This window comes from Streptomyces sp. NPDC048352 (genome assembly GCF_040651895.1).
Lineage (GTDB): Bacteria > Actinomycetota > Actinomycetes > Streptomycetales > Streptomycetaceae > Streptomyces.
Window position 1 is genome coordinate 1 of the sequence record NZ_JBEZKZ010000084.1, and the last position, 23,383, is coordinate 23,383.

At 73.3% G+C, this 23,383-nt stretch carries 20 protein-coding genes; 15 read left to right on the plus strand and 5 right to left on the minus strand.

The features are described 5' to 3' along the window. Positions 1-179: 179 nt before the first annotated feature. The 14 genes from AB0D45_RS29770 (at position 180) to AB0D45_RS29835 (ending at position 17,080) form a co-directional block, all read left to right on the plus strand. Complete coding sequence (locus AB0D45_RS29770; protein WP_362464756.1) at positions 180-1,454, plus strand: PH domain-containing protein; 1,275 nt, start codon at positions 180-182, stop codon at positions 1,452-1,454. Between the two features lies 1 nt (position 1,455). Further along, on the plus strand, positions 1,456-2,262 hold the full coding sequence (locus AB0D45_RS29775; protein ID WP_362464712.1) for a hypothetical protein: 807 nt from the start codon (positions 1,456-1,458) through the stop codon (positions 2,260-2,262). Positions 2,263-2,350: 88 nt separating this feature from the next. Further along, a complete protein-coding gene (locus tag AB0D45_RS29780; RefSeq protein ID WP_361600356.1) occupies positions 2,351-2,683 on the plus strand; it encodes a hypothetical protein in 333 nt (110 codons plus the stop codon). A gap of 19 nt (positions 2,684-2,702) precedes the next feature. After that, complete coding sequence (locus AB0D45_RS29785) at positions 2,703-3,014, plus strand: pore-forming ESAT-6 family protein (protein WP_361600353.1); 312 nt, start codon at positions 2,703-2,705, stop codon at positions 3,012-3,014. Between the two features lie 39 nt (positions 3,015-3,053). Beyond that, positions 3,054-3,434, plus strand: a complete 381-nt coding sequence (locus tag AB0D45_RS29790) for a DUF6507 family protein (RefSeq protein WP_361600350.1) — start codon at positions 3,054-3,056, stop codon at positions 3,432-3,434. Next, positions 3,431-5,812 (plus strand): hypothetical protein, encoded by a 2,382-nt coding sequence (locus AB0D45_RS29795; RefSeq protein WP_362464716.1) that lies wholly within the window; start codon positions 3,431-3,433, stop codon positions 5,810-5,812. The genes AB0D45_RS29790 and AB0D45_RS29795 overlap by 4 nt, the downstream gene beginning before the upstream one ends. 9 nt (positions 5,813-5,821) lie before the next feature. Then, positions 5,822-6,466 (plus strand): hypothetical protein, encoded by a 645-nt coding sequence (locus AB0D45_RS29800; RefSeq protein ID WP_362464719.1) that lies wholly within the window; start codon positions 5,822-5,824, stop codon positions 6,464-6,466. Between the two features lie 206 nt (positions 6,467-6,672). Then, a complete protein-coding gene (locus AB0D45_RS29805; RefSeq protein WP_362464722.1) occupies positions 6,673-7,107 on the plus strand; it encodes a hypothetical protein in 435 nt (144 codons plus the stop codon). A 414-nt stretch (positions 7,108-7,521) separates the two neighbouring features. Continuing rightward, entirely contained in the window at positions 7,522-8,715 is a 1,194-nt protein-coding gene (locus AB0D45_RS29810) for a hypothetical protein (protein ID WP_362464724.1), read from the plus strand. Between the two features lie 158 nt (positions 8,716-8,873). Then, entirely contained in the window at positions 8,874-9,056 is a 183-nt protein-coding gene (locus AB0D45_RS29815; RefSeq protein WP_361600407.1) for a hypothetical protein, read from the plus strand. Between the two features lie 22 nt (positions 9,057-9,078). Beyond that, positions 9,079-10,419: a type VII secretion integral membrane protein EccD gene (gene eccD, locus AB0D45_RS29820; protein ID WP_361600404.1), complete on the plus strand. Its 1,341-nt coding sequence runs from the start codon at positions 9,079-9,081 to the stop codon at positions 10,417-10,419. Positions 10,420-10,435: 16 nt separating this feature from the next. After that, positions 10,436-11,656, plus strand: coding sequence for a hypothetical protein (locus AB0D45_RS29825; RefSeq protein ID WP_362464727.1), 1,221 nt, complete (start codon positions 10,436-10,438; stop codon positions 11,654-11,656). After that, positions 11,653-15,663, plus strand: coding sequence for a type VII secretion protein EccCa (eccCa, locus tag AB0D45_RS29830; RefSeq protein ID WP_362464730.1), 4,011 nt, complete (start codon positions 11,653-11,655; stop codon positions 15,661-15,663). The genes AB0D45_RS29825 and eccCa overlap by 4 nt, the downstream gene beginning before the upstream one ends. 4 nt (positions 15,664-15,667) lie before the next feature. Continuing rightward, the gene (locus AB0D45_RS29835; RefSeq protein ID WP_362464732.1) at positions 15,668-17,080 is read left to right on the plus strand and encodes a DUF6177 family protein; all 1,413 of its coding nucleotides are present in this window, start codon (positions 15,668-15,670) and stop codon (positions 17,078-17,080) included. Between the two features lie 81 nt (positions 17,081-17,161). Here AB0D45_RS29835 and AB0D45_RS29840 read toward each other — a convergent pair whose 3' ends face one another. After that, positions 17,162-17,836, minus strand: coding sequence for a response regulator transcription factor (locus tag AB0D45_RS29840; RefSeq protein ID WP_362464734.1), 675 nt, complete (start codon positions 17,834-17,836; stop codon positions 17,162-17,164). A 7-nt stretch (positions 17,837-17,843) separates the two neighbouring features. After that, positions 17,844-19,052 carry a sensor histidine kinase gene (locus AB0D45_RS29845; RefSeq protein ID WP_361600326.1) on the minus strand — a complete coding sequence of 403 codons (1,209 nt, stop codon included), beginning with the start codon at positions 19,050-19,052 and terminating at the stop codon, positions 17,844-17,846. Between the two features lie 107 nt (positions 19,053-19,159). Between AB0D45_RS29845 and AB0D45_RS29850 the strand changes: the two genes are divergently transcribed. After that, a complete protein-coding gene (locus AB0D45_RS29850) occupies positions 19,160-20,158 on the plus strand; it encodes an SAM-dependent methyltransferase (RefSeq protein ID WP_362464737.1) in 999 nt (332 codons plus the stop codon). 6 nt (positions 20,159-20,164) lie between these two features. Here the strand turns inward: AB0D45_RS29850 and AB0D45_RS29855 are convergent, their stop codons facing one another. Genes AB0D45_RS29855 through pgsB form a run of 3 tightly spaced genes read right to left on the minus strand, consistent with a single transcriptional unit; the run spans position 20,165 to position 23,383 of the window. Beyond that, positions 20,165-21,253: an NlpC/P60 family protein gene (locus AB0D45_RS29855; RefSeq protein WP_362464739.1), complete on the minus strand. Its 1,089-nt coding sequence runs from the start codon at positions 21,251-21,253 to the stop codon at positions 20,165-20,167. Positions 21,254-21,302: 49 nt separating this feature from the next. Continuing rightward, positions 21,303-21,785: a poly-gamma-glutamate biosynthesis protein PgsC/CapC gene (locus tag AB0D45_RS29860; RefSeq protein ID WP_361600318.1), complete on the minus strand. Its 483-nt coding sequence runs from the start codon at positions 21,783-21,785 to the stop codon at positions 21,303-21,305. Further along, on the minus strand, positions 21,782-23,383 hold the full coding sequence (gene pgsB, locus AB0D45_RS29865; RefSeq protein ID WP_362464742.1) for a poly-gamma-glutamate synthase PgsB: 1,602 nt from the start codon (positions 23,381-23,383) through the stop codon (positions 21,782-21,784). Before pgsB ends, AB0D45_RS29860 begins: the two co-directional genes overlap by 4 nt.

Here is a 23,383-nt window from a genome sequence, read left to right on the forward strand (position 1 = left end):
GGGGGGCGGGGCGCCCCCCCCCCGGAACGGTGGAAGGGCGGGGAGGGGACCGCTCCGCGCAGCGGCCCCCCGCCGCCCCCGCTCCGCCGGCCCCCCGCCCCGGCGACGCCCCGCCGCCCCCCGACACCGGGGCCGGTACGCCGCCCCCGCAGGCCCCGCCGGGGACCGGCGAGCGCCGGCTGCACGTCCTGACCCCCCTGCGCCGCGCCTGGGTCCCCATCGCCGCCACCGCCGGCGTCGTCCTCCAGCAGGGCGACCGCGTCCAGGAGTGGATCACCGGCCTCACCCCGGCCCTGCGGCTGCTCACCGTCGCCGCACTGGTCCTCGTCTTCGGCACGTACGGCTTCCTCAGCTGGTGGTTCACCCACTACGCCGTCACCGACACCGAGCTCCGCATCCGCACCGGACTGCTCTTCCGCCGCACCGCCCACATCCGCCTCGACCGCATCCAGGCCGTCGACGTCACCCGCCCCCTGCCGGCCCGCGTCGCGGGGGTCGCCAAGCTCCGGCTCGACGTCATCGGCACCGAGGAGAAGGACGAGCTCGCCTTCCTCGACGAACGCCACGCCGTCGCCCTGCGCGCCGAGCTGCTCGCCCGGGCGGCCGGCTTCGCGCCCGCCGAGGCCGTCGCCGTCGGCCAGGCCCCGGCGCGGGAGCTGCTGCGGGTGCCCGTGCGGGACCTGGTGGCCTCCCTGCTGCTCAGCCTCGACGTGTGGGCGGCGCTCGCCGGCGGGCTCACCGCCCCGGTGGCCGTGTGGTGGTTCAGCGGCAGCCCCTGGGCGGCCGCGGCCATCCTGCTGCCGCTGCTCGGCGCGGCCTGGACCGCCAGCCTGGGCCGTTTCCTCGCCGGGTACGACTGGACCGTCGCGGAGTCCCCCGACGGGCTCCGCCTGGACCACGGGCTGCTGGACCGGGTCCACGAGACCGTCCCGCCGGGCCGCGTGCAGACCGTGCGGATCGTGGAGCCGCTGCTGTGGCGGCGGCTCGGCTGGGTCCGGGTGGAACTGGCCGTCGCCGGCTCCAGGAACGAGCTGCTGGTCCCGGTGGCCACCCGGGCCGCCGCCCACGCCCTGATCGCCCGCGTGCTGCCGGGCGCGGACCCGGCCGGCCTGGTCTTCAGCCCGTCCCCGCGGACCGGCGCGCGCTGGGTGGTGCCGGTGTGGTGGAAGGGGTACGGCCTGGCCGTCTCGGACGAGGTCTTCGCCGCCCGGCGCGGGCGCCTGTGCCGGCGTACGGAGATCGTTCCGCATGCGAAGGTACAGAGCGTGCGCCGCTCACAGGGCCCGTGGGAGCGCGCCCGGGGGGTGGCCGACCTGCACGTGGACACCGGCGCGGACAAGACTGTCACGGCCCGGCTGCGCGCTGCCGACGAGGCCTCCGGCCTGCTGCACGACCAGGCGGTCCGCTCCCGCACCTCCCGCGCGGCGGCCCGCCCCGACCGATGGATGACCTGACATGACGACGGCCTACGAGCGCCTGCTGGGGACCGGTTTCGACGGCGCCCCCGCCGACCCCTACGACGTGATCTACGGCGGCTACGACGACCCCGCCCACCGCGACCGCGTCCCCGGCCTCACCGCCCTGCTGGCCGACCCCGGCGCGGCCGCCGGCGAACGCCTCATGGCCCTGGTCGCCCTGGTGTCCTGGGCGGAGCCCGCCGGGTTCGAGGCGGTCGTCCGGGCCGCCGGCACCGACCCCCGCGCGACCCCCTGGTACGGCTGGTCCACCGACCGCTGGTTCTCGGCGGACCGCAGCTACGGCCTCCTGTGCGAAGCGGCCACCGGCAGCGACGAGTTGGCCGGTGAGAAGGGCACCTCGGAGCTGCGCACCGCGACCCTCCGCGCCCTGGTCGCCCTCGCCGACCGCGAGGGCTTCGACGACCGGCTGGGCGACTGCCTCGACGCACGGGCCGTACGGGACTGCCTGCCCGGGATCCGTACCGTCGTCGAACGGGGCCTCGCCCGGATGCGGGCCGGCGAGCGCTTCCACTTCGACGTGGAGACGCAACTCGTGGACCTGGCGGGCGCGGTGACCCAGGTAGACGAGGAACTCGCCGTGGAACTGCTCACACCGCTGCTCGGCAACGCCCCCTCCGGCCGCGCCCTCCGGCACGCCGCGGGCCCCGTGTCCCGCTGCCGGGTCCCGGCCGGCAGGGCGCTGGCCGCCCGGCTGTGGGACTCTGGCGACGCGTACGTACGGGAGGTGCTGGGGGCACGGGAACCAGCCGGGGGCGATTTTCGGCCAGACGTCCAGGCGGGATGAAACCGTGTTTGTGTTCGCAACGTCCCTTCGGTAGACAGGTAGACAGCCAGGAACGCAAGTGACGGCACAACACGTCAGGGGTGGGTGAATGAAGTTCGACATGGGCAGCACGACGCTGTCCGAGCTGGGCAAGGCCACGAGCGGCTCCAGCGACGACCTCGGCACGCTGATCAAGCTGCTGATCGCCGCGGCGGACCCGCTGGAGGGCAAGTTCAACGGCGTCGGCCGGACCGCTTTCGACTCCTTCAAGCGGCGCTCCGACGCGATCACCGCCGAGCTGAACGGATCGCTGCGCGCCATCCTCGGCGGTCAGGCCGGGATGGACACCTCGTTCAACACCGGTGCCCAGGAGCAGGGCGACAACGCCCACCAGAACATGGGCTCCGCCAACTTCGACGCCGCCCGCTTCGGCGCGCGCTGACACCGGGGGACTGAAGGACATGGGACAGAACCAGGACCGCACCTCGTACGACATCGGGGCCTCCGTCGAGGTCCAGGGCGGACTCGGCGGCATCATCGGCCAGCTGGAGCGGGTGCTCGGCGACCGTGAGGCCGCGGTGAAGGCGGCCATGGCCGAGTTCACCGCCGACGGCGTCTCGGACGAGTACCACGGCAAGGAAGCCCGCTGGCACAAGGCGGCGAACGAGGTGCGCGACATCATCCGCCTCGTCCGCAGCACGCTGGAGCAGAACGACGCGACCGCGCACGCCACGCTGCAGAAGGCCAAGGCGGCGGTCGACGCCATCGGCTGACGCCGGCCGGGACGGACACGAGGGACACGGGGGTAGGGCATGAACTGGGACATCAAACCGTCCGGTGTGCAGGGCGTCATCAACAAGACGATCACCGCCGCCGAGGGCTTCCAGAAGGCGGGCAAGTCGCTCCAGACGGAGCTGCCGGAGGCCGCGAAGCACGCGGGCACCGTCACTCCGGGCGGCGGCACCGGCGGTGAGGGCGGCGGCATGGGCCCGATCGCCGGCGCGCTGGGTGAGCTCATGAAGTCCCACGAGTACCGTCTCGGCTACATCGGGGCCCGTACGGAGGCCTCGATCAACGGTGCCGTGAAGGCCACGACGGCATACGTGCAGGGCAACATCGAGCAGGCCCAGAACGCCCAGAACGAGGCGCTGAAGGAACCGAAGGTCGACCTTCCCGGGGCGGGTCAGAAGTGACCGACCACGTACCGATCAATCCGTGCACGATCCCGCAGTTCACGGGTGACCTGGACGCGTTGGAGCAGGACCATGCGGCCATCACGACGGCCGCGGGGACGTTCCGTGACGCGGGTGCGAACGTGGACGCGGAGTTCCAGGGCCTGTCGGCGTTCTACTCGGCTCCGGAGGCCGCGAAGCTGTTCGCGACGACGAAGCCGGTCAAGACGGACAGTGACTTCTTCGCCGACCAGCTGGAGTCGGCGGCGAAGGCGCTGGGCGAGTACGTCACCGAGGCCCGCCCGATCGTGGCGCGGCTGAAGGAGCTCCAGGCGAAGGCGACCACGTTCTCGAACAAGATCGCCGGGGATGAGCACTGGAAGGACGACGGGGACAAGATCGATGAGAACAACGATCTGATCCACGACGTCAACGCGGCGGCCGAGGCCTTCTGGGCGGCCGAGCGGACCTGTGCGAACAAGATCCGTGCGTTGTACTGTGCGCCGCCTTTGACGGTGAACGACGGTTCCAACGGCGCGAACATGTACGGGTACAAGGCCGAGGACCTGAACAAGGTCCAGGACCTGCCGTGGGGTTCGCAGCTGGAGGAGACCCACCGGGCGTGGGAGGTCGGGTACTGGGTCAAGTCGTTCGTGTGGGACGGCATCATCGTCGACGGGATCTGGGGCACCATCCGGGGCCTGGGCACGCTGGTGGGTGTCGACGGCTGGGACGCGGCCGGGCAGGCCTGGACGGGTCTGGCCAAGCTGGCCACCGGTCTGGCGATCACCACGGTCCCGGGTGTGGGGACGGCGTTCTGGATGGCGAAGGACAAGGACCTGCCGCCGTGGTTCCGGGATTCGCGTAAGGCGGTGAAGGAGACCGGCAAGGCGCTGGTGGCGTGGGACGAGTGGGGCAAGAATCCCGCCCGCGCGGCGGGCGCGGTCACCTTCAACGTCCTGACCACCGTGTTCACCGGCGGCGCCGGCACGGCGGCGAAGACGGGCGGTATTGCGAAGGTCCTGTCGGTGGCGGGCAAGGCCGGCAAGATCATCGACCCGATCACCTACATCGGCAAGGCCGGCTCGCTGGCGAAGCTGAAGATCGGTGACCTGTTCGCGAACCTGGGCAAGGTCGACGGCGCGTTCCCGAAGATCGATGACGTGGTGTGGAAGGACCTCCCCAAGGCCGACACCCCCGGGATCACGTTCCCGCACCCGGACGACACGGTCCAGCTCACCGACGACGCGCTCGGCCGCCCCCAGTACTTCGACAAGGTCACCAACCAGCTCCTGGACCACAAGGGCCTCCCGAAGCAGGACCTCACCTCGGTCCCCAAGGGCCCCGACCACCCCCTGGCCGAGGTCCCGGTGCGCCAGGAAGTCCCGGTCGGCGTCGGCGCCCACACGGCGGACGTCACCTCCCACACCCCGGCCGGCACGGCCACCCACACCCCGGGCGGCACGGCGACCCACACCCCGGGCGGCACGGCCGACAACATGCCGCACAACAGCCACACCGAACCCGGAGGCACCGGCGGCACGGGCCACGGCGGCACCGACACCACCCCGACGGGCGGCGGCCACACGGACACCCCGTCCACGGGCGGCGGCCACGGCGACGGCCCCTCCACGGGCGGCGGCGGCCACGGCGACGGCCCGACCGTCCCGCACCAGGGCGACGGCCCGGGAGGCGGCGGTGGCGGTGGACACGACGGCCCGGGCGGTGGTCATGACGGCCCCAGCCCTGACAACGAGCCGGTCCGCCTGGAGGGCGACAGGATCACGCAGCAGCCCTCGGGGAAGATGACTCCGGAGCAGGAGTCCGCCGTCACGGACTCCCTCACGAAGTCGAAGGTGCAGCCGGGCGATCAGGCGCGCATGCTCACCCAACTGAAGAAGTCCGAGTACGGAGAGGCCGTCGCCAAGTACATCGCCAGCGGCAAGTTCTCCGACATTCCCAAGTACGGGGAACTGATTTCTCAGGTCAAGCAGCCGGGAATGATGCCCGCGGTCCACCAGGCGCTGGAGCACGCGGCGGAGCTCCAGGCCAGGAACATCGGTCACATCGAATTCGAGCTGAAACTGCCCGAGCGGGGTCTGGACCTCGACGTCCTCACCCGGGTCGACGGCCGCATCGAGTACGGCGCTCAGCTCAAGGACGTCCAGAGCGTCAAGGGCATCAAGTCGGCGGTCAAGGGAATCGTAGACAAGCAGCTGCGGGGCGACGGCGTGGGCGTGAAGGCGGCGATCCTCGACGTACACGACCTGAAGGGTGCATTGACGGAACGGGACCTGAGTACGGTGCAAAGGGCGGCGGACCGTACCAATGCCTCGTTCGAGCTACGCTTCAACGACGGCTCCATCACCATCTATCCGACCAACGCCACCAAGCCGTAGGGAAATTCGATGTCGCTTCTGATGCGCGCTCCGAGGGAGAGCGGCTCGTGGTTCTGGGATCTGGACGACGTGGCGGAGCCCGGGCTGGAGCCGGCGCTCGCGACGGCAGCGGCGATGTCCGCGGTGCTGTCCGCGCACGGACTGCTCGTGCCGCAAGCCCTCGAATGGAGCTGGTTCGAGGTAGGCAAGGGCGGGCTGGGCATCGACAGCGGGCTGAGCCTCGTCAGCAGGTCCCTGACCGACGAGAAGCTCGCCGATGAGATCCGCGCCTGTCGGCCGGTGGGCCACCCGGGCGCGGAGATGACGGGCTTCGCGGTTGTCGGATCGGGTACGTGGTTCGATGGGGAGGGGACCCCACGCCAGGAGGGGCGGCTGGTCGAGCTCCTGGTCTCGCCGGACTCCATTGGCCCTTCGGCAACGCTGTCCGTCCACCACGACGTGTGGGCAACCTGTGACTTCCGAGGCAATCCGCATCCGGCCGTGCACTCCCGTAACGCACCGCGCCTCGCTGCGGCACTGCGGGAGCTCGACGAGCTGCTGGGTGTCGAGGCGGAGCTTGGGGAGCCGACCTACTTCGGCATGGCGACGGCTTACGGGCTTGCGGAGGCGGAACTCGTCGATGGTCGAGGCCCTGATCTCACCGACCTGATGTAGCCGGGGCGCGGGGCTCGACCTGTCCCTGGTCGACCTGTCCGGTGCGGACCTGGCGAACGGGCTCCTCACGGAGACGGTTCTGCGGTGAACTTGCCTCGTGACTGGTACGTGCGAGATCTTGCCCGCTATGGGATAGGCGGAGGGTGATGAGTTTCTCGATGCAGGCAGGCTGTCCGGCGGTTCGGCGGTGTGCATCCGCTGCCGACATGGCCGAGGCGGTCGGTGAACTGTATTCCTCCGAGGCGGAGGACGCCATCCTCGTCTGGAATCTGGTACCGATCCGGCTTCCGTACGGCTACGACCTCGCCGCCCTTGTCGACGATCTGGTTCCCCTGCTGGAGGAAGTTCAACGCTCGGATTTCTCGGAGACTGAGGTCTTTTGGGGCTCCGACACGTTCTCGGCTGAATGGAAGATGGTCCGTGAGGGCGACTCGCTGAGGATTCAGGCGCGCTGGCACAGCACGCTCGGAAACTATGAGTCGCTCCTCACGGAGCGGGGCGAGATGGTAGTCCCCACCCCGGTGTTCGTCAGCGAGTGGGCCAAGGTCCTACGGCGGATCGTGGCCGATATCGAGGCGGAGTCCGTGGAGCTGGACGATGACGACACCTTCCTCCGTGCCAAGGCGCTGCTCGCGGCCTGAACGCGGGCTCGTGCTGTCCGCCTCCTCCTCGGGAGGCCATGGGGGAGAGCTTCAATGGACGATCGTTTCAAGGGTTTCCTCAGGACGTACCTGAGCCTTGAGATGGGATATGACACGACTGGATATCTAAGGCCGACTCTCGTGGTTTTTAGTGATGCCTAAGTTGAATCCATTCGCAAAGGATTTGCGGAGATCATTGCGGATGACTCGTTCGGGCCGGATGAATGCGAGAGGCTGACTGATATCGAGTTCCCTGACCGTGAGACTCTCCATGCGTACCTTCGGGATATGTACGACTATCTGTTCGATGGCGCCCCCCAGCAGCCGATGCCCCAGGTCGGCGGCTGCGCCGATGTGGAGGGCCCGTGATCACGACCGAGGCGGTCGGGGAGTGGTTCTGGGAGCCTTCCCCCCGTGTTCGACGCCGCCGTGAGCGGGGCTTCGCGGGCGGTCGCGTTGGCGGGGGAGGTCAGGGACGTCCTGGCTTCCCTCGGGCTGGTCACCGGCGGCGCAACGGGCTCGGTGGTGCTCTGTGACCGGTCGGCCATGGCGCACCCGCTGTTCGAGCGGCGTGACGTACCCGTCGCTGTCGTGGGCGAGCAGGCCGCTGCTGTGCGCCTGTTGCCCGGTCGGCAGCTGACGGTCAGCCTCGTGTTGCCCGGGGAGTGGGCGGAGGCCGGGGTGTGGCGGCGGGCGGAGAAGCTGTTCGTCGTGCGGGTCCATGTGTGGGGCGAGGGTGTGGTGGTGCTCGGGATGGGCGTCTACGCCGATCCCTGGCTGGCCCAGGACCTCCGGGACCGGGGACGCGTCGTCCGTCGGAGCGGTCGTGCACGGGGCGCCGTCGCTGGACGCGCTCGCGGAGTTGTCGGGGAGGGGCTGAGGGTGACGGCGTCGTTGGTGCTGGCGCGGCTGCGGGGCGTGGACTGGGACATGCGGTGGGACCTGGCCTTCGACCGCAACCAGTCCCGGCGGGTGCTGATGTGGGAGTACCTGCGCCGCGCCGCCGTGTGGGCGAAGGCCTGCGGGGGCGAGGAGGCGTGGCCGTTCTACGACGTCACCGCGTACCTGGACCCCGGGTTCGAGCTGCCGCCCGCGCAGGCGGCCGAACTGGAGGAGCTCCAGCGCACGGTCTTCTGGGAGGAGCTCCGGAAGACCTGTGCCGGGGCCGTGCGGCTGGCCGGGCTCCGGGAGCGGACGCCGGACGCGGTGGCCGGCCTGCCGGACCCGTACGAGCCGCTCGTGCTGTTCTACGAGCGCGGCGGGTCCTTCAGCCGTGACTGCTCGGGCGTCTTCATCGACCTCGTCGGCGTGATGATGCGGCCCGGCAAGCTGGACGGCTACCTCGGCAGCCGGCCCGTCGGCGTGCTCGACGACGCCGTGCTCGACGCGCTGGAGGGCGAGGGGCGGATCACGTACTTCGGTGGGGAGGCCGGCGTGGGGCCGTTGTTCCGGCGGCGGCAGTCCGGGGACGTACGGGCCGACGAGGTGTTCGGGCCCGGTCTGTGCTGGGAGCCGGCGGAGGCCGCGGCGGCCGGCCTGCCGGAGGTCGGCCCTCTGGAGGCCGCCCGGCGGCTCGGGCGGATCGTGTCCGCCGCCACGGCCGGGTGATCGGACCTGGCAGGAGCATGGCGGAACCGGCACCGCCGGTTTCGGCGTCGTGAGGGGGCGTACTAGCGTGCGGGGCGACAGGGTGAAGGGAGGCCGGGGTGGCGGCTGAGGATTACGACAGCCAGTTGCTGGAGTCCGTCGCGGTACGGCGGCGCCGGATGCGCGACGCCGTGCTGTTCGGGGCGCAGCGCGGGCGGCGGGTGGCCGACGAGCGGATCGGGAAGGCCGTCGCCGGGCTGGTGATCGCGGCGGTGCTCTGCGCCGGCTGCGTCGGCTGGTCGTTCATCTCCCACCGCCTCATCGGCAAGATGGGGACGCCCGGGCAGGTCAGTACTCGGTGATAGGTTCGAGCGCGTGGTGAGCATGGGGGCAGTGAGCGGTACGGCATTGAGCCGGGTCACCTTGGTGGGTGAGCGGCGGCGGATGGATCTCGTACTGCCCTCCCAGGAGCCCGTCGGGCGGCTCTTGCCCGACGTCATACGGATGCTGGACGACCGGGTGGCCGCGCAGCCGATGCTGCGTCACCTCGTGACGGCCGACGGGTCGGTGATCGAGCACGGCGTCTCGCTCGAGGACGCCGGTGTCGCCGACGGGGCCGTGCTGCGGCTCGTGCGGGTGCAGGACGTGCCGTCCGCGCCCGTGGTGCACGACGTCACGGACGAGGCCGCCGAGGACCTGGACGTACGCGCCTGGCGCTGGCGGCCGTCCGCGCGGCGGGTCACCGCCGGGGCCGGGATGGTCCTGTGGGCGCTGGTGGCGGGATGGTTCGCCCGGCGGGAGTTCGCGCCGGGTGCCGTGGCGGGCGTGCTGCTCGCGGCGGCCGCAGTCGCCGGGGTCGTCGGGGCGCTGGCCGGGCGGCTGAAGCGGTCGGGGCTGGCGGCGGCGCTGCTGGCGTGTGCCGCCGCCGTCGGGGTGCTCGGGGCGTGGACCCTGGGCGACGCGCAGCACTGGGGTGCCATGGGCCGGCTCGCCGCCGTGGCGGGCGCGCTGGCCGTCGGGCTCGCGCTGCTGGGGTGGTTCACGCCGCTCGGGCGGGGCGGGTTCGTGGGCGCCGCCGCCGTGGTCGCGCTGACCGGGGTGTGGGAGGCGACCGCCCTGGCGCAGGGCCAGGCGGGGGCCCGGACCGGGGCCGTGCTCGCCGTGGTCTCGGTGATCCTGCTCGGGCTGCTGCCGCGGCTCGCGCTGGCGGCGGCCGGGCTGACCGGGCTCGACGACCAGCGGGCGCGCGGGGTTTCGGTCAGCCGGTACAAGGTCGCCACCGCCCTCGGCGCCACCCACCGGGGCATGGCGCTGGCCACCCTCGCCACCGCCGTGTCGGCGGGTGCGGCCGGGGTGCTCGCGCTGCGGGAACCCGACGTCTGGACGGTGTCCCTCGCCTCGGCGGTCGCCGTCGTGCTGTGGCTGCGCGCGCGGGCGTTCCCGCTCGTCGCGGAGGTGGTGGCGCTGCTGCTGGCCGGGGCGGCCGTCACGGTGGCGGCGCTGCTGGTGTGGGCCGGGCGCTCTGGTGCCGCGGGGCCGCTGGCGGTGCTGCTGGCGCTGGCCCTGGTGGCGTTCGGGGTCCTCGCCGTCCAGCCGCCCGAGCACGTACGGGTCCGGCTGCGGCGGCTCGGGGACACCGCCGAGTCCATCGGCGTCATCGTGCTGTTCCCGCTGCTCATCGGGGTGTTCGGCGTGTACGGGCGGCTGCTCGGCACCTTCGCGTAAGGGTTGCGACTCAGACATGTCAGACATGAGCATGAACCGGCGTGACGGACACGGGCCCGGGAACGGATACGGACACGCCCCCGGACACGCCCCCGGGAACGCCCCCGCGAACGCCCAGGGCGACTGGCAGGCCGGCGTCCTGGGCGACCTGACGGGCCACGCCGCGAGCGCGGGCGCTCCCGCCGCCGCACCGCAGGGCGCCCTGCCGGTGCAGCCGCACGCCCCCCTCCCGCAGCAGGCGGCCCCCGTACCCCCGCAGCAGCCGTACGCCCAGCAGTACACCCCGCAGGCGCCCCAGGCCCGGGCGCCCGAGACCGTCCCGGTCCCCGGCTCCGACGCCCCCGCCGGCCGCCCCCGCCACGGCGACCCGCTGGTGCGCCGCACCCTGCGCACCCTGCGCGGAGCGCTCGGCTCCTCCGTCGCCAAGGCCGTCGCTGCCGAGACGGAACTCGCCACGCAGGTGCAGCAGCCCGTCACCACCGGCCGCCACATCGTCGTCACCAGCATCCGCGGCGGCTCCGGCAAGACCACCGTCACCGCCCTCCTCAGCCGCACCTACAACCACTTCCGCCACGACCCGGTGCTCACCCTGGAGGCGGACGCCGCCCTCGGCACCCTGCCGGTCCGGCTCGGCGTCCAGTCCCTTCGCTGGACCTGCGCGGACGTCGCGCAGATCGTCCGCCCCTCCATGCAGCTCACCGACATCACCGGCTACCTCGTCCCGCTCGCCGACGGCGGCTGGCTGCTGCCCGGCAGCCAGGGCCGCATCGGCGCCCAGGTCGACGTCGCCACCTACCGGACCGTGATGGTCGCGCTGCGCCGCTACTTCGGGGTCACCGTCGCCGACTGCGAGACCCTCCCGGGCGACGTGGCCCGTACCGCGCTCGACACCGCGCACGCCCGCGTGCTCACCGCCCCCGCCACCGCCGAGGGCCTCGTCTCCACCCTCGCCGTCCTCGACTGGCTGGCCTCCCTGCCGGTGCCCGTGCTGCCGCGCACCGTCGTCGTGCTCACCGTCCAGTCCCCGCACCCCGCCGTCGACCTCGGCAAGGCCGTCGAGAAGCTGCGCGCGACGGGCGCGGGGGTCGTCGTACTGCCCTACGACCGCCACCTCGCCTCCGGCGGCGCCGTCCGCACCGAACTCCTCGGCGTCCGGACCCGGGAGGCGGCCATGCGGCTCGCCGCCGACGTGCTCCAGCGGGCCGTGGCCCTCCCGGCGGCCGGTGCTGCCCGGTGACCCAGCAGCTGATCCACCGGCCGGCCCGGGGCACCCTGCCCCCCGCCCCCGCACAGCCCCACGCCGTCGAGGCCCCGCCCAACCTGCCCGAGGGCAAGATCGGCAGCCCCGCCACCGCGCTGCTGCCGATGGCCGGCGTGATGGGCTCGGTCGTGATGATGACCGTCATCCGCAACAGCCAGTTCGCCGCCGTCGGGGCGATCGTGCTGGTCTTCGCCCTGCTCGGCGCCGTCGCCATGTTCTGGTCGCAGCGCGGCAAGGCCCAGCGCACCCGCCGCGCCCAGCGCGAGCGCTACCTGGAGTACCTGGAGGAGCAGCGCGAGGAACTCGGCGCGCGCGAGAAGGCGCTGCGCGACGAGGCCCGCCGCCTCAACCCGCCGCCGGAGGCCCTCTACGACCTCGTGCGCGACCCCGCGCGGCTGTGGGAGCGGCGCCGCACCGACCCCGACTTCCTGCGCCCGCGACTGGGCACCGGCGCCGTCGCCGTGCAGGACCTCAGCCTCGCCGCCGGGGCCGGAGGCGTGCTCACCCCGCCCGACCGGTTCATGCTCAACGAGGCCGGCGCCCTCATGGCCCGCTTCGGCCGGGCCAGCGACTTCCCGCTGACCGTCCCCCTCGACCGCGCCGGCAACGTCAGCATCGTCGGTGACCGCGAGGGCGTCCTGCGCGTCGCCCGCGCCCTGCTCACGCACACCGCCGTCCTGCACGCCCCGGACGACGTGGCCATCGCCCTCGGCGTGCCCGGCGACCGGATGGCGGACTGGGAGTGGGCCAAGTGGCTGCCCCACGTCCTCGACCAGCAGGAGTACGACGGGCCCGTCGCCGCCCGCCGGATCGCCCCCAGCCTGCCCCAGCTCGCCACCGGGGTCCTCGCACCCGACCTGCGCCGCAGGGCCTCGTACGCGGCCGAGGTGCGCCGGGGCCTGTCCGACCGGCGCGCCCTGGCGCTGGCCGGGCGGCTCCTCGTCGTCAGCGACGAGTACGGCGACAACGCCGTCGAACTGCCCCGCCCCGACACGGCGGTGGGCCTGGCCGACATGAACACCACCGTGCTGCACCTGCTCGCCGAGCAGGTCCACGAGCCCGACGAGGTGACCATACGGATCACCGTGGACGGCAGCCACGTCACCGTCCGCGACCTGCGCACCCCGCAGGCGCCCGCCGCCGAGGGCCTCAGCGACGCCCTCGGACCCGCCACGGCCGAGGGCCTGGCCCGCATGCTCGCCCCGCTGCGGCTGTCCGCCGAGTCCGTCGCCGAGGGCACCCCCCTCTCCGGGCCGGTGGACTTCATGGGCCTGCTCGGCATCACCGACCCGGCCGCCCTCGACGTGAAGCGCCTGTGGGCGCCGCGCGGCGAGCGGGACTTCCTGCGCGTGCCGATCGGCGTCGACGACCGGCACGGCCCGGTGCTGCTCGACCTCAAGGAGTCCTCGCAGCTCGGCATGGGCCCGCACGGGCTGTGCGTCGGCGCGACCGGCTCCGGCAAGAGCGAGCTGCTGCGTACGCTCGTCCTCGCCCTGGTCGCCACCCACTCGCCCGAGGACCTCGCGATGGTCCTCGTCGACTACAAGGGCGGCGCCACCTTCGCCCCCTTCGAGAAGCTCCCGCACGTCGCCGGGGTCATCACCAACCTGGAGAACCAGGCCGGGCTCGTCGAGCGCGTCCACACCAGCCTCGCCGGCGAGGTCAAGCGCCGCCAGCAGGTCCTCAAGGACGCCGGGAACGTCGCCGACATCGGCCACTACGCGGTGCTGCGCGCCGAGAAGCCCGAACTGGAGCCGCTGCCGCACCTGTTCGTCGTCATCGACGAGTTCGGCGAACTGCTCACCGCCAAGCCCGACTTCATCGACCTGTTCCTGTCCATCGGCCGCATCGGCCGCTCCATCGGTGTGCACCTGCTGCTCTCCAGCCAGCGCATCGAGGGCGGCAAGCTCAAGGGCCTGGACACCTACCTCTCCTACCGGCTCGGCCTGCGCACCTTCTCCGCCGACGAGTCGCGCACCGTCCTCGACACCACCGACGCCTTCCAGCTGCCGCCGCTGCCCGGCTTCGGCTACCTCAAGGTGGACACCTCCACCTACACCCGCTTCAAGGCCGGGTACGTCTCCGGCCGCTACCGGGGCCCGGCCGCCGAGCGCGACGACGCCGAACGCGGACCGCTCGCCCTGCCCTACCCGGTCTTCAACACCCTCCAGGACAGCGCCGGGCAGCCCGAGGAGACCGAGGAGAAGCCCACCGCCACCGCCCGCGAGACCGGGCCCAGCGTGCTCTCCGTCATCGTCGACCAGCTCGCCGACGCCGCCCCGCCCGTACGCCGCATCTGGCTGCCGCCGCTGCCCGAGGCCATCCCCCTCGACGCCGCCGCCGGACCCCTCTCCGTCACCGGACGCGGACTCCAGCTCGGCACGGGCGGGCGCCCCCCGCTGAAGGTGCCCCTCGGCGTCCTCGACGACCCGGCCCGCCAGTGGCGCGGCCCCTGGGAACTGGACCTGACCGTCGCCGGCGGGCACACCGCCGTCACCGGCGGCCCCCAGTCCGGCAAGACCACCCTGCTGCGCACCATCGCCCTCTCGCTGGCGCTGACCCACACCCCCCAGGAAGTCGCCGTCTACGGCCTCGACCTGGCCGGCGGCGGCCTCGCCGCGCTCGCCGGGCTCCCGCACGTCGGCGGGATCGCCGGCCGCGCCGACCGGGAACGGGCCGCCCGTACGGTCGCCGAGGTGCGCGCCATGCTCGCCCAGCGCGAGGAGCTCTTCCGCGAGCACTCCATCGACTCCGTCGACCAGTTGCGCAGGCTGCGCTCCCAGGGACGGCTCACCGAGCTCGCCTCCACCGACATCGTGCTGCTCGTCGACGGGTACGGGGCGCTGCGCGAGGAGTTCTCCGAGCTGGACGACTCCGTCACCGACCTGCTCAAGCGGGGCGGCGGCTACGGCATCCACGTCGTCGCGGGCATGCTCCGCTGGAACGACGTGCGGATCGCCAACCAGTCCCTGTTCGGCGGCCGCGTCGAGCTGCGCCTGGGCGACCCCTCCGACTCGGCCATCGACCGCAAGCTGTCCGAGACGATCTCCCCCGACACCCCGGGCCGGGTCCTCACCGACGGCAAGCTCTTCGCGCAGACCGCCCTGCCGCGCATCGACTCCCGGGCCGGGAACACCGACCTGGCCGCCGCCCTGGAGGAGGCCGCCGGTACCGTCCGCGCCACCTGGCACGGCGAACTGGCCTCCCCCGTGCGGGTCCTGCCCGCGCGGCTGCCGGCCGACCGGCTGCCCACCGTGGACCAGGAGCCGCACCGGGTCCCCGTCGGCGTCGACCAGGACGTCCTCGCCCCGGTCCTCCTCGACCTCTTCGGCCAGGACCAGCACCTGCTGATCCTCGGCGACAACGAGTGCGGCAAGACGAACCTGCTCGCCCTCGTCGCCCGCCAGCTCATCGCCCGCTACGGCGAGGAGGAACTGGTCTTCGCCGTCTACGACCCCCGGCGCGGGCTGCGCGGCGTGGTCCCCGAGCCGTACCGGGGCGGGTACGCGCACAACGCCAAGATCGCCGCGGCCCTGTCGGCCGGGATCGCCAAGGAGCTCGACAAGCGGCTCCCGGAGGACGGCATCGACCCGGACGCCGAACCGGGCGACGGCCCGGGCTTCACCGGGCCGCGCATCGTGGTCCTCGTCGACGACTACGACATCCTCACCACCGCCGGGCAGCAGCCGCTCCAGGCGTTCGTCCCCTACCTGCCCTCCGCGCAGGACATCGGCCTGCACTTCGTCATCGCCCGGCGCGTCGCCGGCTCCTCCCGGGCCCTGTACGAGCCGCTGCTGACCACCCTGCGCGAGTCGGGCACCACCGCCCTCGTCATGAACGGCGAGCGCTCCGAGGGACAGCTGTTCCCGCAGCTGTACGCCAGCGCCCAGCCGCCCGGGCGCGGCACGCTGGTGCGCCGGGGCCGCCCGCACCAGATCGTGCAGACCGCCCTCGCCGACACCCCGAGCCAGGAAGCACCCTGACACCGTGACCAAGGACGTCATCGCCCTCACCGCCAAGATGCCCGACACCACCGCGCTGATGGTGGCGCTGACGGCGGGCGGCGCCGACCTCGACGCCCAGACCGCCGCCGACGGCGCCGTGATCCAGCTGCTGGGGTCGGGCGGCAGGCCGCTGGTCTCCGTGGAGGCGCCCGTACTGGTCCAGGTGCCCGGCGAGGTGGAGCGGCTCCTCGGGACGCCCTCGGCGACTCCCGTCTGGTGGACGGAGACCCGCGCCTCCACCGCCGTGCCCGAGGCGGCCCCGCTGGCCGGAGCCGTCGCCGGCCGCCTCGCGGAGGTGCTCGGCGGGACGGTCTGGCCCGAGGGCGCGGGGCACGTCGGGGTGGTGCCGGTGACGTCCGAGGCCTCGGCGGCGCCCGCGCCCGTCGGAGCGCTGCCGACCGTGGACGTGGTCACCGAGTCCACCGCGGTGGTGCTCGCGGACCGGCCGGTGCTGGGGCTGACGGCCTGGCTGTCGGACGTCCTGCGCACCACGGCGGAGTTCGGCGCGGCCCTGCACATCGTCACCCCGGACCACTGCCGGATGAGCCTGCCGCTGCGGCAGGCGCTGGCCGGGGCGCCGAACCGGTGGGTGGTCCAGGACCCCGAGTGCGGGTACTACGACGGCCTGTCCGGGGCGGTGCTGAGCTGGCAGGACGGCACCTTCGCCCCGGCCCGCGACGAGGCGGGCCGGCCCCGGCTCGCGGCCGCCTTCGGGCGGGCGGGGACGCCGGGGGAGCGCCGGCTGACCGTGCAGTTCCGTACGGAGCACCCCGCCGAGGAGGAACTGCTGGTCGGCCGCTCGCTGGAGGCCGCCTGGCGCACCCTGACCGGGGGGCCGCCCGCGGGCTGGGGCACCGCCGAGCCGGTGAACCTGCCGTGGTCGCCGCGCCAGCTCACCGACCTCGCCCGGGGCCGGGCGCCCGAGCCCACGCTGGTCACCGCCGTCGGATCGCCGGAGCGGCCCGCGCTGGCGACCGTACGCGTGACCCGCACGGCGGCCGGGGTCGAGGAGGACGTCACGCTGTCGCTGGGGTACGGGCCCTCGGAGGAGGTGCCCTCGGCCGCGCTCGCGGAGCTGGCGGAGGTGCTGGCGGCCGGGCACGGCCTGGTCAGCATGCTGGTCTCCGTCGGGCCGGGGCGGCGCGACCTGAGCCTGGTCCCGCGGGTGTCCGCGCCCGCCGTGCCGGTGTCGTTCACCCTGGGCGGGGCGGGCGTGGCCGAGGCGACGCTGACCCGGGCGCGGAGGCCTCCGCTGGCGGTGACGCCCGTGCAGGTGGGGCCGCAGCGCAGGCCCGGGCTGCACTACCCGCTGGGTGACGGCGCCGACCCGGCGGCGTGGGAGGCCCTGTCCACGCTGCTGAGCCACCTGCGCACGGCGGTGCCGCCTCCGGCGTAGGCCGGGCGGCGGCGGGCCGGACGCGGCCTCGTGCGGGGCAGGCGGGATGACCGCGGACACCCGCGCAGCGGGCCCGTGGGGTTATCCCGCGCCGCCGCCGGCGCGGACCAGGCCCGTCTCGTACGCCAGGACCACCACCTGCACCCGGTCGCGCAGGCCCAGCTTCGTCAGGATGCGGCCCACGTGCGTCTTGACCGTCGCCTCGGACAGCACCAGCCGGGCCGCGATCTCCCCGTTCGACAGCCCCTGGGCCACCAGCAGCATGACCTCGCGCTCGCGGTCCGTCAGCCGCTCGATCTCCTTGTGCTCCGGCTCCGCCGTCGTGGTCGGCAGCATCGGCGCGAACCGGTCCAGCAGCCGCCGCGTCGTCGAGGGGGCCACCACCGCGTCCCCGCTGTGCACCGACCGGATCGCGGCCAGCAGCTCGGCCGGCGGGACGTCCTTCAGCATGAAGCCGCTCGCGCCCGCCTTCAGGCCCGAGAACGCGTACTCGTCCAGGTCGAAGGTGGTCAGGATGATCACCTTCGGGTGCTCCTGCGGCTCACAGATGCGCCGGGTGGCCTCCACCCCGTCGAGCTTGGGCATGCGCACGTCCATCAGCACCACGTCCACCGCCGTGGCCCGCAGCACCTCCAGCGCCTCCAGGCCGTTGCCCGCCTCCGCGACGACCTCCATGTCCGGCTGGGCGGCGAGCACCATGCGGAAGCCGGTGCGCAGCAGCACCTGGTCGTCGACGAGCATCACTCGGATGGACATCCGTGGATTACCTCTCACTCTTCTTGAGCGGGAGCAGGGCACTGATGCGGAAACCCCCGCCGGGACGCGGTCCCGCGTCCAGGGTTCCCCCGACCATACCGATGCGTTCCCGCATGCCGATCAGACCGTGTCCGGCGCCGTCGGCGCCGCCGTCCTCGTACAGTTCGTGCGCCGCGCCCCGCCCGTCGTCCTCGACCAGCAGGCCCAGGCCGTCGTCGAAGTAGACCAGCCGTACGCTCGCCCGCGCATCGGGGCCCCCGTGCTTGCGGGTGTTCGTCAGCGCCTCCTGCACGATCCGGTACGCCGTCAGCTCCACCCCGCTGGGCAGCCTGCGCGGGGCGCCCTCCACCGCGAAGTCGACCGTCAGCCCGGCCGCCCGCACCTGCTCCACCAGCACCTCGATCTGCTCCACGTCGGGCTGCGGCACGTAGTCCTCGGACTCCTGCGGCTCTCCCGTCCGCAGGACGCCCAGCAGCCGGCGCATCTCGGCGAGCGCCTGGCGGCCGGTCCCCGAGATGGTCTGGAGGGCCTCCTTGGCCTGCTCGGGCGCCACGTCCATGACGTACGCGGCCCCGTCGGCCTGGACCACCATCACCGAGACGTTGTGCGCGACGACGTCGTGCAGCTCGCGGGCGATGCGGGCCCGCTCGGCGGCCACCGCCACCTTGGCCTGCGCCTCCCGCTCCTTCTCCAGCCGCTGGTTGCGCTCCACGAGCTGGGCGTAATAGGCGCGCCGGGTGCGCAGCGAGTCGCCCATCACCCAGGCGAGCGCGAAGGGGACCATCATGAACAGGGCGAAGAGGACTTCCTGGACCGTGCCGGCGCTCTTGTCGACGCCGAAGCGCAGGAAGTACAGCGGGGAGGCCAGCAGTCCGGAGACGAGGGCGGCGCGCGAGACCCAGCGGGGGACGTCGGCCGCCGCCACCGTGAAGAGGACGACCAGCATCGCGACGTCGCAGAACTGCATCTCCTGGCCGATGGCCAGCTGGCAGACGCCCGCGGCCGCCGTCAGCCAGAACACCGGCACGGTCCACCTTCGGCGCAGGGCCACGGCGGCGGCCAGCGCGGCCACCACGGGGACGGTGGCCAGCCGCAGCGCGGTGCTCTGCCCCTCGGCGCCGACGACGTTCATCATCGAGACCCCGAAGAAGAGGACAGCCCAGAAGCTGTCGACGCCCGTCGGGTGTCTGCGGATGAAGTCGTAGAGGCGCTGCACGTAACCCAGCGTAGGGAAAGCGGATAGGTGCTGGAGTCAACCACAGGTGCGATCCCTGCGACGGGGGAGTACTCCGCAAGGTGGAGGGTCGGCTTAGTCTGTGGGGGATGAGCGCGCAGGGTGAGGTCAGGGGGCCCGTCGGCGGCCCCGTCCGGTGGCGGGCCGCGATGGAGGCCGCGCTGTACGGGCCCGGCGGCTTCTACGTCCGTCCGGGCGGGCCGGGGCCCGCCGGGCACTTCCGGACCTCCGTGCACGCCTCGCCCCTGTACGCCGCGGCCGTGGCGCGGCTGCTGGAGTGGGTGGACGGCGCCCTCGGGCGGCCGGAGCGGCTCGGCCTGGTCGACATGGGGGCCGGGCGGGGCGAACTGCTGGCCGGCGTCCTCGCCGCCCTGCCGCCGCGGACGGCCGCGCGCGTGGACCCGTACGCGGTGGAGCGCGCGGCCCGGCCCGAGGGGCTGGACCCCCGCATCCGGTGGGTGGCCGCGCCGCCCGAGGGGATCACGGGGCTGCTGTTCGCGAACGAATGGCTGGACAACGTACCGCTGGAGATCGCCGAGGACGGCCGCTACGTGCTGGTCGCCCCCGACGGTACGCAGACCCCCGGCGGCCCCCTCGACGAGCCCGACCGGGCCTGGCTGGAGCGGTGGTGGCCCGGCGCGACGGGACCGGAGGGCGGCCGGGCGGAGATCGGCCGGGCCCGCGACGAGGCCTGGGCGGCGGCCGTCGCCACCGTCGAGCGGGGCCTGGCGGTCGCCGTGGACTACGCCCACACCCGCGCGGCCCGGCCCCCGTACGGCACGCTCACCGGCTTCCGCGACGGCCGCGAGGTCGCCCCGGTGCCGGACGGCAGCTGCGACGTCACCGCGCACGTCGCGCTGGACGCCTGCGCGGGACCGGGCGCCGGCCTGCTCACCCAGCGTGCCGCGCTCACCGCCCTCGGCGTCTCGGGCGCCCGGCCCCCGCTGGCCCTGGCCTCCACCGACCCGGCGGGCTACGTACGCGCCCTGGCGGCGGCGGGCGAGGCGGCGGAACTCACCGCGCGCGGAGGCCTGGGCGACTTCGGCTGGCTGGTCCAGCCGGTCGGCATCGGCCCCTGGCCGGCCTAGGCCGGTCTAGAGCCTCTTCGCGCTGCGCAGGGTCGCCGCGTAGTAGCCGTTGCCGTCGAGGCGCGAGGTGCCGCCCTTGTCGCCGATCGTCGGCCCGTTGGCCTCCTCCCGGCTGGAGATGAAGATCTTGTGGCCGTCGGTGTCGGTGCCCAGGTAGATGCCCGTGTGGTCGAGGCGGTCCTTGGTGCGGGCGTCGAGTTTGAAGAACAGCAGGTCGCCGGGCTGGATCACGTCGATGGAGGCGGGGCGGTCGGCCGCGCCCACCCCCTTGAGCGGGATCACGTCCGTGCCCAGCCTGGAGCGGGCCATGCCGTTCGCGGTGCGCGGCAGGCCGGCTGCGCCCGGGGTGTCGTCGGGCATCAGGGGGTAGCGGGCGCGGTAGCCGAAGACGGTCCGCACGAAGCCGGAGCAGTCCATCGAGCGGTAGCGCGGGGCCTGCGGCTGCTTGGTGACGCCGTTGCGGAAGGCGTACGGCTTGCCGAGGTAGTCGTAGAAGTCCGACTGCTCCAGGCGCAGGTCGTTGCCGGCGGAGCCGTTGGGGTTGAGCGGGCCGAAGGAGGCGTCGCCCGCGTAGGCGGTGCCCTGCGCGTCCTTCTTCACCGGGGCCTGGTCGCCGTACTGGAAGGCCATTGCGAAGACGTCGTCCTCCTGGCTCCCGAAGTACTTCGTGAACCAGTCCTTGAACCACTGCTGGTTCTCCGCGCCCGCCTTCCACTGCTCGGGCATCAGGCGGACCCAGTTCTCGGTGACGACCCGGGAGGTGGTGTTCGCGGGTTCGGTGAAGGTGCGGCTCGGGCCGGTGAGGGTGGCCGTGCGGGCGCCGTCGGTGAAGGTGGCCAGCACCTGGCCGGTGCCGTCGCGCAGCACCGACCGGTCGGGGCTGCGGACGCGCTCCCACTTGCGGGCGCCCGCCGCGCCCGACGGGACGCCCGCCGCGACGGCTGCGTCCTGGACGACCTGGACGGCGGGCGCCTTGGCCTGCTCCTCGGCGCGCAGCGCGTAGGTGAGGTACGCGCTGCCGGCCAGCAGCGTGAGCACGGTGGCCGTGTGCAGCGCGGGGCGGGTGCGGCTGCGGCTCTTCGGCGTGGCGGTCATACGGGTGGCTCCGGTGCAGGTGGGGCGGGTGCGGTGCGGTGCGGTGCGGTTAGGCGGCGGGCATGACGCCGAGGAGGATTCCGGCGGTCAGGACGACGTACGTCATGAGCGTGGCGCTGCCGGTGGCCAGCAGGGTGGCGCCCTTGGGCTGGCGAACCAGCTGGTAGGCGATCAGGCCGGGCACGATGAAGCCGAGGGTCTGGTTGGCGTACAGCAGCGGGAACTCCAGCTGGAGCACGATCACGACGGTGGCCTGGAGCAGGACGCCGATGAGGACGACGGCGGCGAAGAGGCGCTTGCCGTAGAGGATGACGAACTTCTGCGTGAGCAGGGCCAGGACGTACGTCAGCACCGTGATGCCGACCACGAGCGCGGCCCGCTGGAGGTCCTCGATCAGGGTGAGCGCGAGCCAGCCCGGGGTGATCATGCCGCCGGGTGAGAGGTTCGTCGTGAGGTAGCAGAGCAGGGAGAACAGCAGGCCCAGCGCGATGCCGATCGCGGCGATCTCGGGGGTGAGGACGGCGGGGATCAACGGGGTTCTCCAGGGTGGTGCGGGTACGGCTGCGGCGGCTGTGCCGAGGCCTGCGGCCAGGCCGGTACGGGAGTGGCGGCGGCGATCCCGTACGGGTCCGCGGGGGGAACGGCCCGGCCGTACGGCTCCCCGGGCCAGGGGGCACGGGCGTACGGGTCCTGGGCGTACGGGTCCTGGGCGTACGGCCCCTGCTGCCCGGCCGCCGTGTACGGCTGCTGCCCGTACGGCTGCGGCTCGCGCGGGGCGGGCCCGAAGCCGTGCGGGCCGTACGGGTCCTGCCCGTACGGGTCGTCCGCGTACGGGTCGACCGGGCGCGTGAAGACCGGCGCCGGCTCCTCCCGCCGGACGGGCCCGGTGTGCCCGTCCGACCCGCCCGGCCCGTCCGGCTCCTGCGGCCGGGCCGCGGCGGGCTCGCTCTCGTCGGCCGGCAGCTCCGCGAGGTGCTCCAGCAGCACCTCGCCCTGCCCGTGGATGTTGCCGATGGCCACCAGCGAGGAGCTCTCGCCCAGGTGCCCCAGCAACTCCCGCACGAACTGCGCGCCGTCGCGCTGGTCGCCGCCCAGGTCGACGGCACGGTCGCGCCACTCGGCCGGGATCGCGTCGACGGCGCTCTTCGCGGGGTGCCCGATCACGAACACCTGCTCCGGCCGCAGGTCGGGGACGATCGACCCCATCTGGGCGTTGCGCTCGACCCGGTCGGGGCGGCAGTTGATCACCACGTTCAGGGGGCGCTCGATGGCGCCCAGATCCAGCAGCTGGTTGATGTTCATCAGCGTGGACTCGGGGTCGTTCGCCGCGAAGACGTTGGCGAACCGCAGCCGCTTCCCGCCCGGGGCCTCGTACCGCTCGACCGACAGCACGCCCGGGTCCGGCGGGGCGTCGTACATGCCCTGGAGGGCGGTGGCCCGGTCGACGCCCAGCAGCCCGGCGACGGTGAGCGCGATCGCGACGTTCTCCTTGAAGGTGAACCAGCTGAACCCGCGCAGCTCCTCGTCCGAGACCGTGTCCGGGTCGGCGTAGACGAGCGTGCAGTCCCGGGCGTCCGCCTCCTCCTGGAGCACGTGGAAGCGCTCCTTCTCGGCGGTCACGCAGATCCCGCCGTGCGGCATCGAGCGCGACAGGGAGCGGGCGATGTCGTCCAGGGTGGGGCCCATCTCCGCGACGTGGTCCTCGCGGACGTTGCACAGCACGCCGATGGTCGACTGGATCAGCTTGGACTGGTTGATCTCCTGGAGCGCCGGCATGACCGCCATGCACTCCATGACCAGCGCGTCCGGCCGGTAGGCGGCGGCGCGCCGCACGATGCCGATCTGCTCGACCACGTTGGCGATGCCGAACTTGCGGTACACCGGCTCCTCGGTGGCGTCCGGGTGGATGAACCGGGCCGCGGTGCCGGTGGTCTTGGCGACCGTGGTCAGGCCGCCGCCGCGCAGGGCGCCCGCGCACAGCCGGGTGATGGAGCTCTTGCCGCGGATGCCGTTGACCAGCACCCGGGTCGGTATCCGGTCCAGGCTGGCGAAGTGGCGGCGCTGTTCGACGATGCCGGCGACGAGCATGACCAGGCAGCTGACGAGCAGGACGCAGTAGAGGAAGAGCAC